The organism is Ensifer sp. CCNWLY38 (assembly GCF_037120565.1).
GTDB lineage: Bacteria > Pseudomonadota > Alphaproteobacteria > Rhizobiales > Rhizobiaceae > Ensifer > Ensifer adhaerens_H.
In genome coordinates this window covers 70,776-83,545 of sequence record NZ_JBBBBO010000004.1, presented here as the reverse complement: position 1 = coordinate 83,545, position 12,770 = coordinate 70,776, and the positions used below count along the sequence as shown (strand labels likewise).

Genomic DNA, 12,770 nt, shown 5'->3' with positions numbered 1-12,770 from the left:
CCGATCCATGGGGACGCGCATGAACAGACGCATCCTGATTGCCGCCGCGGCGCTGATCGCTTCCGCCGCCCCGGCCTTCGCCCACCTCAACCCGGAAGAACACGGTTCGTTCGCGGCCGGCTTCTCGCATCCGCTCTTCGGCCTCGACCATATCCTCGTCATGGTCGCCGTCGGCCTCTGGGCCGCCCAGATTGGCGGCCGGGCACTGTGGATCGTGCCGACGGCCTTCGTCTCCATGATGGCGGCAGGCTTCGCGCTCGCCATGGCCGGCGTCGGCCTGCCCTTCGTCGAGCCGGCGATCTTGGCCTCTGTGGTCGCACTCGGCCTGCTCGTCGCCATGGCGGTGCGCCTCGACACCGCGGCATCGGCGGCGATCGTCGGCGTCTTTGCCCTCTTCCACGGCCACGCCCATGGCGGTGAGCTTGGCAGCGCCGGCGCGCTTGCCTTCTCGATCGGTTTCATCCCTGCCACCGCAGCGCTTCATGTAGCCGGCATCGGCCTCGGCATCGCCCTTCAGCGCCTTTCCGGCGGCAACGTGCTGGCACGCATCCTCGGCGGGCTGACGGCAGTTGCGGGTGCAGCCCTGATCTTCGGCTGAGATCAGCAAACGTGCAGCACGGACGCATTATCTTTCTGAATGGCACGTCCAGTTCCGGAAAATCCACGCTGGCAAAGGCGCTCCGGGAAATCCTCCCGGAGCCCTTTTGCTACTATGCGTCAGATCAGCTTGCCGATGCAGGCTTTCGGGTGCTCAGGCGTAGCATGCACCATGGGATGCGCGGTGAACGCAACAGGTTCTTCGACGGATTTCATCGCTCGATCGCCGCTTTCGCCGAGACCGGAAACGATCTGATCGTCGAGCACATCGTCGAGGAGCAAAGCTGGTCCGACGAGATCAGAAAACTGACAGCACATCTGGATATCTTCTGGATCGGCGTTCATGCGCCCATCGAAGACCTTGAGCGTCGCGAGCGCGAGCGCGGCGATCGCACGCCCGGCGAAGCGCGCTTTCACCTGAAGACGCATGACCACTGCCACTACGACCTCGAAGTGGATACGCGCGACCCTACCGATCAGGTTGCCGCGCGCATCGCTGATGCTTGGCGCCAACGCCAGGCTTTCAAGCCGTAGCGGGGACCTTGTTTTCCTTTAGCCGCGACCGCGATAGGTCGGCACACCCTGGTCGGGCAGCCACAGGCCTTCCGGCGGCTTGCCGGTCTGCCAGAAGACGTCGATCGGGATGCCGCCGCGCGGATACCAGTAGGCGCCAATCCGGAGCCAGCGCGGCGAAAGCAGCGAGACCAGCCGGCTGGCGATCTCGATGGTGCAGTCCTCGTGAAAGGCGCCGTGGTTGCGGAAAGAGTGCAGGAACAGTTTCAGCGACTTCGATTCCACCAGCCACTCGTCCGGCACATAATCGATGACGATATGGGCGAAGTCCGGCTGCCCGGTCATCGGGCAGAGCGAGGTGAACTCCGGCGCGGTGAAGCGCACCAGATAGTCCTTGCCCTTGTTGCCGCTCGGCACCCGCTCCAGCACCGCCTCTTCCGGGCTCTGCGGCAGGTCGACCTTCGCGCCCAATTGCGAGAGGCCAGATACGTCAGTCTTGCTCATTTGCCTGTTGCTCCGTGAACATCCGCGCGTGGGTTCGGTCGATACCGGCTTGCGCCCTCGCCGACCCGCTCCGTTTGCGGCCCTTAAATCAGAACTGCCTTAAGAAGGAAATCTTCTCGCAGTTCAAGCGATATCGGCAGTTTGTGTTTTCAATGGCGCGCTGACGTCGTCTTGACGCGCACGCCGTGTGCCTTTTCGCCCTCCGGCTCCACATGGATCGCTATCCTGGCCCCGGGATGCACCACTCGGATCGCATCCTCGATCCGGTCGCAGATATCGTGCGCCTCGCCGACCGGCATTGCTTCCGGTACGACCATGTGGAAGTCCACAAAGATGGCCGGACCGGCCTGACGGGTCTTGAGATCGTGCACGCCGAGCGACCCCGCGGCATTGGCGGCGATCGCCTGCTTGATCGCCTCTTCTTCTTCACCCGAAACCGCGCGGTCCATCAATCCGTCGATCGAACGCGAGATCACCATCCAGCCCTGGAAGAGGATGTTGCAGGCGACCACGACAGCAAGCAAGGGGTCGAGGATCGCGTAGCCGGTGGCAATGGCAAGGATAAGGCCGACGAGCACACCGGCCGAAGTGACGACGTCGGAGAGGATGTGATGGCCGTCGGCGCTGAGTGCCGGCGAGCGATGCTTGCGGCCGGCTGTGATCAGCACATAGGCCCAGATGGCGTTGACGACACCCGCGGCGAAGTTGATCGCCAGGCCCAGAGCCGGCGCTTCCATCACCACCGGCGCCATGATCGCCGGCACCGCTTCCCAGACGATCAAAAGAGCTGCAACGACAATCAGCACGCCTTCGATGACGGCTGAAAAATACTCGGCCTTGTGGTGGCCGAAGGGATGGCCGGCATCCGCCGGTTTGGAAGCATAACCGATCATCAGATAGGCGATCACTGCGGCGATCACGTTGACCGTGGATTCGAGACCATCGGACAAAAGGGCCACCGAGCCGGTGAGCCACCAGGCGAGAAGCTTCAGCCCCAGCACGGCCAGAGACAGCGGAATGCCCCAGAAGGCAAGCCGCAGGACGGTTCTGTTGTCGGATGCAGACATTTTGATCATTCCCTATGCAGATGCAAACGAGTTGCAAACGCAAGCCCATTGAAACGCAAAACCGCCCGCGCGAATTTCGCGCAGGCGGTTTATGCCTCAGCATATGAGCGATTGGGCGCCGCTTGTCAAAGCTTGGTTCGGCTGGCTCCGGTTTCTCCGCAGGCCATGACCTCGAGGGCGAACATCTCGGCTTCGATTTCATCGCCGTCGGCAGCCTTGCTGCTCCGGCCGATGAAGAAGAACACGACGGCTGCGGTCGCCACCGTGATGCCGGTCAGCAGCCAAAGCAGGGCATTGAACGCATCGCCATAGGCTTGCAGGAGAACCGCGTGCGATGTCTGCGGTGCAAGCAGCGCTGCGTCCGCGAGGTTGCCGGTCACGATGCGCTGGGCCATTGCAGCGGCATTCGCGCCGCCCTCCGGTCCCAGGTTCGAGGCGGTGAGCGCCGAGAGAACTGCGGTCACGATTGCGAGCGCTACGCCCTCGCCTGCAACGCGCGTGGTGCTGAAGATCCCCGTTGCCATCCCCGCGCGCTCCTTCGGCACGACGCTGACGGCAAGCCCGTCCATCAGCCCCCAGGGCAGGCTGATGCCAAGACCGATCAGCAGCAGAGGTGCGAGCAGAACGGCGGGCTCGGAACCCACCGGAAACCGGCTCAACCAGAAGAGCCCCGCCGCCGAGAGCAGCAAGCCCGCTCCACAGATCGCTGCCGGCGTGAACCAGCGCGTCAGCAGGCCTGCGGCAATCGGCAGGATCAGAAGCGGCGCAGACATCGCGATCATCATCTGGCCACCTGAGACCGCGCTCATGCCTTCGATGCCGATGAAACGCACGGGAAGCAGGATGAGGAGGACGACGAAGCCATAGGCGGGAGCGGCCGCAAGCAATTGCACGCCGACGAAGCGTGGATAGCGAAACAGCGTCAGATCGAGCATCGGCCGCGCGACCGAGCGCTCGATCCGCCAGAAGGCCAGAAAGAAAAGCACGGAGGCCGCGAACATGGCGACCACGAGCGGGTGGCTCCAGCCGCTTTCCGGTGCCTGCAAAATGCCGAAGGTGAGCGCAGTCAGCGCCGCGGTGAAACTCGCGGCTCCCCTCCAGTCAAGGCCGGTGGCATCCGGATCCCGCGTCTCTCGCATGAAAACCGCGCCGAGTGCCAGCGCCAGGCCAGCAAGAGCGACGACGAGCAGGAAGATCGCCGGCCACCCGAAGGCCTCGACCATGAGGCCCGAGGCGATCGGTCCGAAGGCGAGGCCGACGCCGAAGCTGGCGCCAACGAGACTGAAGGCTCTCAGCCGCTCGTTTCCTTCGAATTCCTGGGCGAGCGAGGCCATGCCGCCGGAGAAGGCGGCGGCTGCCCCGATCCCTTGAAGCGCGCGCAACACGTCGAACCAGACGATATTGCCGGCGAATGCCAGAGCGGCCGAGAACAGCAGGAAGGCGGCGAGACCACCGAGGAAGACGCGCTTGCGGCCGAAACTGTCGGCAACTGCGCCTGTCGCCATCAGCGAACTGCCGAAGGTCAGCATGAAGGCATTGGTGACCCAATTGAGCGCGATCGGATCGGCGCCGAGGCTGCGGCTGATCGAAGGCAGCGCCACGGCTGGTCCCGTGAAGGTGAGCGGCATTGCCGCTGCTGCGCAACACACCGCGAGGAGTACGAACCGGCGTCCGCGCCGGTCTTTGAACTGATCTCTCATATCGTCCATCCGTTGGAGCAAGGAGATACCCACACAGGCTTCCTGGAAACCTGTAGTTGGACGTCCACCGCTTGGGTATCGATTGACGAATGCAGGATAGTTTAGCCATAATCGGTTGAATATTGCGCCAAGCGGACAGGCATACCGGAACAGAACGCTCGAATAGGAAGTCAGTAATGGATCGCCTGAGTGGATTGACCGCCTTCGTCCGCACCGCCGATCTCGGGAGCTTCGTCGCGGCCGGGCGCGTGCTCGGCCTGTCCGCCTCCGCGGTCGGCAAGGCAGTCACCGCTCTCGAAAAGCAGCTCGGCGTCCGCCTGCTACAGCGCTCGACCCGCAGCATCCGGCTGACCGAGGAGGGACGCCTCTTTCACGAGCGCTGCCGCCGCATCCTCGACGACCTCGACGACGCCGAGGCTTCGCTGGCCGAGGCGGTGGCCGTTCCGCGCGGTCGGCTGCGCGTCAGCGTGCCGATCGTCAGCTATCATCTGCTGTTGCCGGTGCTGCCGGAGTTCGTGCGGCGCCATCCCGAAATCGAGCTCGACCTCGACTTCAACGACCGCATCGTCGATCTGATCGACGAGGAAGTCGACGTCGCCATCCGCAGCGGCGTGCTGCCGGATTCCCGGCTGATGACCCGGGCCCTGCGACCGTTCCAGCTTCTGCTCTGCGCCGCCCCCGCCTATCTCGATCGGCATGGCACACCCGAATGCCCGCGTGACCTCGACGGGCACCATGCGATCCGCTTCCGTTTTCCCAACAGCCGGAAGCTGCAGGAATGGCCGATCGCCATGCCCTCAGACGGACCCGGACCGCAGATCAAGACCGTGCTCTACAGCAACAACATGGAGGCGCTCAGCGGCGCCGTCCTCAGCGGGCTTGGCATCGGCTGCCTGCCGGACTTCCTCGCGCGCCAGCCGCTCAGCGATGGCCGGCTCCGCACCGTGCTTGACGCCTATCTCGACGCTCCCGGGCAGTTTCACCTCCTCTGGCCGTCAAACCGCCATCTATCGCCAAAGGTGCGCGTGTTCGTCGATTTCCTGAGCGAACGGCTTTTTGCCGATCACTGCGAGCGCGCGCCAGCCATTCAGGCGACACGGTAGGAACAAAAAAGGGCCGCTTCCATAACGGAAGCGGCCCCCTGGTTCTTCAATGTCGTCAAAATCTTCCCGGTGCAGCAATGCCCGAATGCGGGAATGCTCAGGCTGCCTTGATCTTGGCGCGCTTGGCGAGATGCGCCACGACGTTCTCGATCATCCGCATGCCGGCGTCGCCGCCAAGCGTCATGATCGATTCCGGGTGAAACTGCACGGCTGCCACCGGTTCCTTGGTGTGCTCGATACCCATGATCGTGCCGTCTTCGCTTTCAGCCGTAATCATGAAGTCGTTGGGCAAGCTCGACGGATCGGCGAAGATCGAGTGGTAGCGGCCGACGGTCACTTCCTTGCCGAGACCGGAGAAGACGATGCCCGGTTCCAGCACGCGGATGCGCGACGGCTTGCCGTGCATCGGGATCGCGAGTTGGCGCAGGTCCCCGCCATAGGCTTCGGCAAGCGCCTGCAGGCCGAGGCAGACGCCAAAGATCGGCAGTTCGCGCGCCCGCGCCTTCTTGATCGTTGCCCTGCAGTCGAAATCCTTGGGGTTGCCGGGCCCGGGTGAAAGCACGACGAGATCCGGCTTCACCCGGTCGAAGATCTCCTCGGCCACCGGCGTGCGTACTGTCGTGACGGTTGCCCCAGTCTGGCGGAAATAGTTCGCCAGCGTATGAACGAAGCTGTCTTCGTGGTCGACGAGCAGGATGTTGACGCCGGCGCCGACCGCCGCAACGTCGCGGCTTGCCTTGCCGGCGTTGGCGGATTTCGCGTCGCGAATGGCAGCGATCATGGCGGAGGCCTTCAGTTCGGTTTCGGCTTCTTCTTCTTCCGGGTTTGAATCGTAGAGCAGCGTTGCCCCTGCCCTGACCTCGGCGATACCGTCCTTGATACGGATCGTGCGCAGCGTCAGGCCCGTGTTCATGTCGCCGTTGAAGCCGACCATGCCGATGGCGCCACCATACCATGCGCGCGGGCTCTTCTCATGGCTTTCGATGAAGCGCATGGCCCAGAGCTTCGGCGCACCGGTGACCGTCACCGCCCAGGCGTGGCTGAGGAAGCCGTCGAAGGCATCCATGTCGTCGCGCAGGCGTCCTTCGATGTGGTCGACCGTGTGGATCAGGCGCGAATACATCTCGATCTGCCGGCGGCCGATGACCTTGACCGAGCCCGGCACACAGACGCGGCTCTTGTCGTTGCGGTCAACGTCCGAGCACATGGTGAGCTCGGATTCGTCCTTCTTGGAATTCAAGAGCTTCAGTATCTGCTCGCTGTCGGCGATCGGGTCGTCGCCGCGCTTGATCGTTCCGGAGATCGGGCAGGTCTCGATGCGGCGGCCGGAAACGCGAACGAACATTTCCGGCGACGCGCCGACGAGATACTCCTGGTTTCCGAGATTGATGAAGAACGAATAGGGCGACGGATTGATCGCCTTCAGCCGGTTGGAGATCTCCGATGGCTTGCTCTCGCAGCGCTCGAAGAACTTCTGGCCGGGCACCACTTCGAACAGATCGCCACGACGGAAGCTCTCCTTCGCTTTGACGACGAGCTCGGCATATTCGCCCGGGCGATGGTCGCCATGCGGCGGGATGCTGTCGACCGTCTGGAAGGGTTCGCTCGCAATCTCGTCCGCCTTGCCTTCGGTCGTCTTGCCGTCCTTTGCAAAATCGTAGCGGTCGATCCAGGCCTTGGCGGCATAGTGGTCGACAACCAGGATCTCGTCCGGCAGGAACAGCACCATGTCGCGCTGGTCGTCGGGACGCTTGAGCTTCAGGTCGATCGCATCGAACTGAAAGGCAAGATCGTAGCCGAAGGCGCCGTAGAGGCCGAGGCTCGCATCCTCGGCCGAATGGAAGAGATTGGTGACGGCGCGCAGCACGCTGAACACCGTCGGCATCTTCGAGCGCTCTTCCTCGGTGAAGACGCGGTCAGGCTGGTTGATCGTCAGATCAAGGCGACGGGTGGTCGACGCGCCGAGCGTGATGTCGGCGACCGTCTTCAGGTGCTCGGCGATGATCGACAGCAGCACTTCGCCGCGGTCGTTATAGGCTTCGATCCAGAGCGAGCGGCCGAAGGAGGAAATGCCGAGCGGCGGATCGACCACAGCCGTGTCCCAACGGGTGTAGCGGCCGGGATATTCATAGTTGGAGGAAAACACCGCGCCGCGGCGTTCATCGAGCTTGTCCACATAGCTCGCGATCGCCTGGCCATAGGAGGCTTCGCGTCGCCTGCGCGTCACCACGATGCCGCCTTTGGTGGTGTAGCTCTCCGCTCCGCCCTCGAGAATTACCGTTGCCATTCGCCTCGCTCCGTAAAAGCCCGGTCCTTGAGCGGCCCAAACATGAAAAAAGCCGCCTCGAAATCTCCGGGCGGCTTCATCTCTCAATCACGCATGACTGGTCAAGGCCGCTTCAGCGAGCCCACCACCAGATCGAAATGTTGCGTGCATTTTCCATGGGCGAAAGTGTTAGCGTGGGTTGATGCCTTGCGCAAGCGGGAAAGCCGCGCCGGATATCACGGATCGATCAAAAAAAGAGGCGGCTCTTGCGAGCCGCCCGACTGGAGTTGATCTGATCCTATCAGAACTTCGCCTTCGCCGTAACCAGGAAGGTGCGACCGCGACCCGTATCGATCGTGCTGCCTGCAATCGTGCTCGACGACGGCGTGTAGGTCTTGTCGAACAGGTTCGTCACCGTCGCCGTCACCTCGAAGCCGTTCTCGAACTTGTAGTTCGCGAAGAGGTCGACGAGGCCATAGCCCGGAACGTTCGGCGGCGTGCGGTTGATCTCGCCGACGAATGCGTTCGACACGGCATAGAGCCGCGTGCCGACCGTCAGGCGCTGGTCTTCGAGGAAGCGCGCACCGAGCGTTGCGCTGATGATGTTGTCAGGCAGGTAGCTCTGGACACCGAATCCATTGACCTGCGAAGGCAGGTTGCTGTCGGTGTAGGTGTAGGCGAGATCACCGAAGACATAGCCGGCATCGTAGGCCGCCTGGAGTTCGAAGCCCTGCACCGTCGACGTGCCGGGATTGTTGACGAAGAAGATCTGGCGACCACCACCCAGCAGCGCTGCGGTGATGTAGTTGTCGATCCGGTTGTGGAAGTAGTTCGCCTTCACACGCAGGCTGTCGCTGGGATCGAGCAGCCCGTCGAAGGTGAAGTTCGCGCCGATTTCCCAGCCCTTCGAGATTTCAGGCTCGAGGAACGGATTGGGGAAGAACGACTGGCCGCTCGTACCCGGGTGCGTGCCGCCGGCGAAGGTCTCGTTGACGGTCGGCGAACGCGAGGTCTCGGCGTAGGTAACGTAGGGCTGGAACCAGTCCGTCGGGTTGAGCGCGACCGTGACGTTCGGATTGAGACGGCCGTCGGACTTGTCGACCGTGTAGGGACCCGCCGGCAGGCCGATCGGGTTGCCTCGCACCACGGCGCCGGAACCATCGAGGCTGAAGTGATCCCACCGCAGGCCGGCCGTCAGGTCGACGATGCCATAGGTAAAGGTCGTGTTGCTGAAGACGCCGGTCGTGGCATTCGTACCGCTACCGTTGACGCCGCCAGACGGGCGCGCCGTGCTGTTGATGACGTCATAGTCGTCGCGGAAGTATTCGACGCCGTAGTTCGCCCGGACAGCAACGTCGCCGAGATCGAACAGCGAGGTGTTCGAGATATCGAAGCCCTTGCCCGTATCGGTGATGCGACGACCGGCCGCCGTGCCGCCACCGCGAATATCGGTGTCGTACTTCATCTTCAGCCGGTTCCAATAGGCATTGGCCCGGAAGTCGATGAGTTCGTTGTCCGGCGTATAGGAATAGCTGGCCGAAACGGTCTCGTTCTTCACGTTCTGGAAGTAGGAGTTCGCGAAGAAGTCGTTGTCATAGGTGATGCCGGTGAGCTTGAAGGTGTGGTCCTGGTCCGGGGTCACCTCGAACTTCAACAGGCCGGAAAGCAGGTCTTCCTCGGTGTAAGGCACCGTTACGCCGTTGCCGTTGTCGTAGTTGCCGGGATCAGCCTTGCTGATGCCGCCGAGTACCGAGAAGACGTCGTTGAAACGATAGGCGCCGATCAAAGATTCCGACCAGCCGGCCTCGTTGCTGCCGTAGGTGGCAGAAGCGATGCCGCCGTAGGTCTTGCCGTCCTGGATCAGGTCTTCGACGTCGTAGGTTCTGAAATTGACCGAACCGGCCAATGCACCGCCGCCGACACCGGTGACGGCACCGCGGGTGACGTCGATCTCGGACAGGAATGCCGGATCGAAATAGGCAAAGCCCTGGGCTTCGTGGCCGGTGAAGCGGAAGTTCTGGCGCACACCGTCGATCATCATGTTGACGCGGCCGGAACCCTCGAAGCCACGGATGTTGACCGCAACGCCCGGGTTCTGCGGGTTGTTGGCGGTCGACGTGCCGGGAACGCCGCGCAGCAGATCGTCGGTCTCCAGACCGGATTGCAGGTCGATCTGGTCGGACGTGACGACGCTGACCGGGCCAGCCTTGGCATAGGGGTCAGCGGTGCGCGCGCCCTTGGCAACGATCGGCGAGAGGTAGGTTTCGCCCTTCTTGGTCTCGTCGGCCTTTTTCTCTTCCGGCTTTGCCTGGGTTGTCGCGCTCTGGGCGAATGCGATGGTAGCGACTGAAATTGCAAGAGTTGTCGTGCAAGCCAACAGGGCCTGGCGACGATGCCGGGTGAGCATGGACCAATCCTTTGAGGTTCGAGGCCGGGCTTGCTGTTGAGCGGCAAACTCAAGGGGCTGGCTGGGCGCGTTCTGGGCGTTGCGACATGTCGTCGCCTCATTTATGCCGCATAAAAAACATGAGTATATTTGTCAACATACAAAGATACTCCCCACAATTTGTGGGGTCGTGCCAATTCGAGGCGTTGCCGAACTGCAACGCTTTTGCCGGATAGACGGAGCGGACGAGGAAAAGTGTATGCGGCTTTCCGCCCGCATCCCGCTCTAATTTGTTGGAATCGGTCACGTTTATGATTGGGTCGATTCCACCCAAATCATCGCGATCTCATGAAACCAGATCCGGTTCTGCGCGTTCCCTCCGCTCAAAGCCCGCCGCGCGGGCAGTGAGAAAGGTACTGGATGCGTCGCTCTTTCCCCTTGATCCTGCTGTCACTCCTGATCCTGACGGGCGCCAGCCTGCCGAAATACGGCCCCATCCCGATAGAAAAGCCGTCGACGGATACGGGGGCGGAAGAAGCTGTTCCGACACCCGACAGGAAGCCGACGGCACCGGCGGACGACAGCAAGAGCGCGACGGAGAAAGAGCCGACGGCAGCCGACCGCGAACAGCCCGTTCCGCAGCCGAAGCAGGCGGATGGAGACGAGCAATCGACAAAGGACAAGGAGCCGCCGGCGGACGAAAAGGACCAGCGCGCAGACGAGAAGAAGGATGCCAAGCCAGCGCCGACGCCAATCGTCTATCCACCGGTCGAGACGGAGAATGCTGCCGAATATGCCAAGTGCCTCGCCGACCTGAAAGCGGTTGGCGCGACGTTTGTCGAAGCCAAGCGCATCGACGACGGCAAGGGCTGTGGCATCGATAAGCCGCTGGAGGTCACCAGCATTCTTCCCGACGTTACGCTCGCGCCCAAGGGAGTGATGCGGTGCGAAACGGCGCTGGCGCTGGCGCGCTGGACGAAGGAAGCCGCCCAGCCGGCTGCCGAGGTCGCCTTCGACAAGAACATCAAGATCAAGGCGCTGAACCAGGCGTCGACCTATATCTGCCGCCTGCGCAACAACGGAACGTCAGGTAAGATCTCCGAACATGCCCACGGCAACGCCGTCGACATCGCGTCCTTCCGCTTGAGCGACGGAACAACGATCGCCATCCAGCCGCGCGACGAGGATGGCACGATGGACGGCGCCTTCCAGCGCGCGGTCACCGCCTCCGCCTGCCTCTACTTCAGAACCGTGCTCGATCCCGGCAGCGACGCCGCCCACGAAACCCACCTTCATCTCGACGTCATCGAACGCCGCAACGACTATCGCTACTGCCGTTAGGCGGGGGTCTATTGGTGAGGGCTACGCACAGCTCAGCCCTTGTCATAGCCGAGGGCGACGAACTCGCCCTCGAAGCGTCCGGCCACCTCTCCACCGTCAAGCAGGTCGGCAACGACCACGGCCCGCGCCCTGCCCCGCCGTTCGAGCATCCGCAGAAAGCTCGGCCACTGCCCGGCATTCGCCAACGACGAGCGAGCCGAAAAGGCACCGGCCACCGGCTTTAGATAGTCCATGCGGTTGCTCTGAATCACCAGACGCGCCGCCACGCCGCTTTTGCGCAACCGCACATGCAGGAGCGACCAGGCCGACAGGATCGATAGCGCCGAGGCGCTGCCGCCGAACACCGTCTCGCGGTGATTGATGTTGGGTGCCAGGGGCGCCGACAGCAGGACATGGTCGTCCGCCACCTCCTCCACATGAACCTGCATCGCCGCCGACAGCGGGATATGGGCATGAAGATAGGTCTGCAAATCCTGAGGCGTCATGGCGGTATCCATTGTGTCTGCTGCAGCGGCGTACGCCTTGCGAGTCGCGCAAAGGTGGCCTCCAATCAATGCACGAGGCGCCATGTCCTGGCCAGAGCCGCAGGCCCGCCTTCAGTCGCCTCCGGCCAACCTCGTAACCACAAAGATACCGGTCGGCGCGCCTTGCAGGACGGCACCCCGGCTCCCAAATACAGGCACGAGGAAAATCCACCCGTTTTGCGCCCAGTCTCAAGGAAATGTGTCATGGCATTGACGATGTACCATCTCTCCATTCCCGCATTCATTCGCGGCCTTGGTGTGCTCACCAAACTGCTCGACAAGGCCGAGGCTCACGCGCGCGACAACGGCATCTCCCCTGATGATCTTGTCAATGCCCGGCTGGCGCCGGACATGCTGACGCTTGCCGGCCAGGTGCAGCGTGTAAGCGACACGAGCAAGGGTCTGGTCGGGCGCCTGACCTCGATCGAGGTTCCCCGTTTTCCGGACGAGGAAAAGACCCTGGACGAACTGCGTCAGCGCATCGCCAACACGGTTGCTTTTCTTGAAACTGTGCGCCCCGTCGACCTGGAAGATAGCGGCAGCCGCGAGGTCGTCCTCAACTTCCCGACCCTGAAAGTGACGCTCACGGGCGAAGAGTACCTGTTGAGATTCGTTCTGCCGAACTTCTATTTCCACCTGACGACGGCCTACGACATCCTGCGCCACAAGGGCGTCTCGATCGGCAAGGCCGACTTCCTCAGCCTCACTGCCTAACCTCCGTTCCGGAAGCGAAGACGAAGCAATGCAAAACACGACAACGCCGCGCATC

The 12,770-nt window shown here is 62.7% G+C and carries 12 protein-coding genes; 5 read left to right on the top strand and 7 right to left on the bottom strand.

What is annotated here, in order from left to right; all coding sequences use genetic code 11:
• The first annotated feature begins 19 nt into the window (after positions 1-19).
• Positions 20-598, top strand: a complete 579-nt coding sequence (locus tag V7S54_RS09970) for a HupE/UreJ family protein (protein WP_065374258.1) — start codon at positions 20-22, stop codon at positions 596-598.
• Between the two features lie 11 nt (positions 599-609).
• Positions 610-1,131, top strand: a complete 522-nt coding sequence (locus tag V7S54_RS09965) for a chloramphenicol phosphotransferase CPT family protein (RefSeq protein WP_176707559.1) — start codon at positions 610-612, stop codon at positions 1,129-1,131.
• Positions 1,132-1,149: 18 nt separating this feature from the next.
• Here V7S54_RS09965 and queF read toward each other — a convergent pair whose 3' ends face one another.
• From queF to V7S54_RS09950, 3 genes are all read right to left on the bottom strand, one after another.
• Positions 1,150-1,614, bottom strand: a complete 465-nt coding sequence (gene queF / locus V7S54_RS09960; RefSeq protein ID WP_065374260.1) for a preQ(1) synthase — start codon at positions 1,612-1,614, stop codon at positions 1,150-1,152.
• 149 nt (positions 1,615-1,763) lie between these two features.
• A complete protein-coding gene (locus V7S54_RS09955; RefSeq protein ID WP_065374261.1) occupies positions 1,764-2,681 on the bottom strand; it encodes a cation diffusion facilitator family transporter in 918 nt (305 codons plus the stop codon).
• 125 nt (positions 2,682-2,806) lie between these two features.
• The gene (locus tag V7S54_RS09950) at positions 2,807-4,381 is read right to left on the bottom strand and encodes an MFS transporter (protein ID WP_083203619.1); all 1,575 of its coding nucleotides are present in this window, start codon (positions 4,379-4,381) and stop codon (positions 2,807-2,809) included.
• Between the two features lie 176 nt (positions 4,382-4,557).
• On the opposite strand from V7S54_RS09950, the gene V7S54_RS09945 reads away from it, so the two are divergent.
• Positions 4,558-5,484 carry a LysR substrate-binding domain-containing protein gene (locus V7S54_RS09945; protein ID WP_065374262.1) on the top strand — a complete coding sequence of 309 codons (927 nt, stop codon included), beginning with the start codon at positions 4,558-4,560 and terminating at the stop codon, positions 5,482-5,484.
• Between the two features lie 97 nt (positions 5,485-5,581).
• Here V7S54_RS09945 and V7S54_RS09940 read toward each other — a convergent pair whose 3' ends face one another.
• From V7S54_RS09940 to V7S54_RS09930, 3 genes are all read right to left on the bottom strand, one after another.
• Positions 5,582-7,771, bottom strand: coding sequence for an anthranilate synthase (locus tag V7S54_RS09940; protein ID WP_065374263.1), 2,190 nt, complete (start codon positions 7,769-7,771; stop codon positions 5,582-5,584).
• Between the two features lie 112 nt (positions 7,772-7,883).
• Positions 7,884-7,928, bottom strand: a complete 45-nt coding sequence (gene trpLE / locus V7S54_RS09935; RefSeq protein WP_178385070.1) for a trpE operon leader peptide TrpLE — start codon at positions 7,926-7,928, stop codon at positions 7,884-7,886.
• Positions 7,929-8,051: 123 nt separating this feature from the next.
• Positions 8,052-10,157 carry a TonB-dependent receptor domain-containing protein gene (locus V7S54_RS09930; protein ID WP_065374264.1) on the bottom strand — a complete coding sequence of 702 codons (2,106 nt, stop codon included), beginning with the start codon at positions 10,155-10,157 and terminating at the stop codon, positions 8,052-8,054.
• 399 nt (positions 10,158-10,556) lie between these two features.
• Here V7S54_RS09930 and V7S54_RS09925 point away from each other — a divergent pair, with 399 nt between their 5' ends.
• A complete protein-coding gene (locus tag V7S54_RS09925) occupies positions 10,557-11,477 on the top strand; it encodes an extensin family protein (RefSeq protein WP_065374265.1) in 921 nt (306 codons plus the stop codon).
• 32 nt (positions 11,478-11,509) lie between these two features.
• Here the strand turns inward: V7S54_RS09925 and V7S54_RS09920 are convergent, their stop codons facing one another.
• The gene (locus V7S54_RS09920; protein WP_065374448.1) at positions 11,510-11,962 is read right to left on the bottom strand and encodes a YiiD C-terminal domain-containing protein; all 453 of its coding nucleotides are present in this window, start codon (positions 11,960-11,962) and stop codon (positions 11,510-11,512) included.
• Between the two features lie 243 nt (positions 11,963-12,205).
• On the opposite strand from V7S54_RS09920, the gene V7S54_RS09915 reads away from it, so the two are divergent.
• Entirely contained in the window at positions 12,206-12,715 is a 510-nt protein-coding gene (locus tag V7S54_RS09915) for a DUF1993 domain-containing protein (RefSeq protein WP_065374266.1), read from the top strand.
• Positions 12,716-12,770 lie beyond the last annotated feature (55 nt).

What these genes read in the sequence shown, in the direction of transcription:
- V7S54_RS09970 (WP_065374258.1), top strand. Translation starts at nt 20, where the DNA reads ATGAACAGACGCATCCTGATTGCCGCCGCGGCGCTGATCGCTTCCGCC.
- queF (WP_065374260.1), bottom strand. Translation starts at nt 1,614, where the DNA reads ATGAGCAAGACTGACGTATCTGGCCTCTCGCAATTGGGCGCGAAGGTC.
- V7S54_RS09955 (WP_065374261.1), bottom strand. Translation starts at nt 2,681, where the DNA reads ATGTCTGCATCCGACAACAGAACCGTCCTGCGGCTTGCCTTCTGGGGC.
- V7S54_RS09950 (WP_083203619.1), bottom strand. Translation starts at nt 4,381, where the DNA reads ATGAGAGATCAGTTCAAAGACCGGCGCGGACGCCGGTTCGTACTCCTC.
- V7S54_RS09945 (WP_065374262.1), top strand. Translation starts at nt 4,558, where the DNA reads ATGGATCGCCTGAGTGGATTGACCGCCTTCGTCCGCACCGCCGATCTC.
- V7S54_RS09940 (WP_065374263.1), bottom strand. Translation starts at nt 7,771, where the DNA reads ATGGCAACGGTAATTCTCGAGGGCGGAGCGGAGAGCTACACCACCAAA.
- V7S54_RS09930 (WP_065374264.1), bottom strand. Translation starts at nt 10,157, where the DNA reads ATGCTCACCCGGCATCGTCGCCAGGCCCTGTTGGCTTGCACGACAACT.
- V7S54_RS09925 (WP_065374265.1), top strand. Translation starts at nt 10,557, where the DNA reads ATGCGTCGCTCTTTCCCCTTGATCCTGCTGTCACTCCTGATCCTGACG.
- V7S54_RS09920 (WP_065374448.1), bottom strand. Translation starts at nt 11,962, where the DNA reads ATGACGCCTCAGGATTTGCAGACCTATCTTCATGCCCATATCCCGCTG.
- V7S54_RS09915 (WP_065374266.1), top strand. Translation starts at nt 12,206, where the DNA reads ATGGCATTGACGATGTACCATCTCTCCATTCCCGCATTCATTCGCGGC.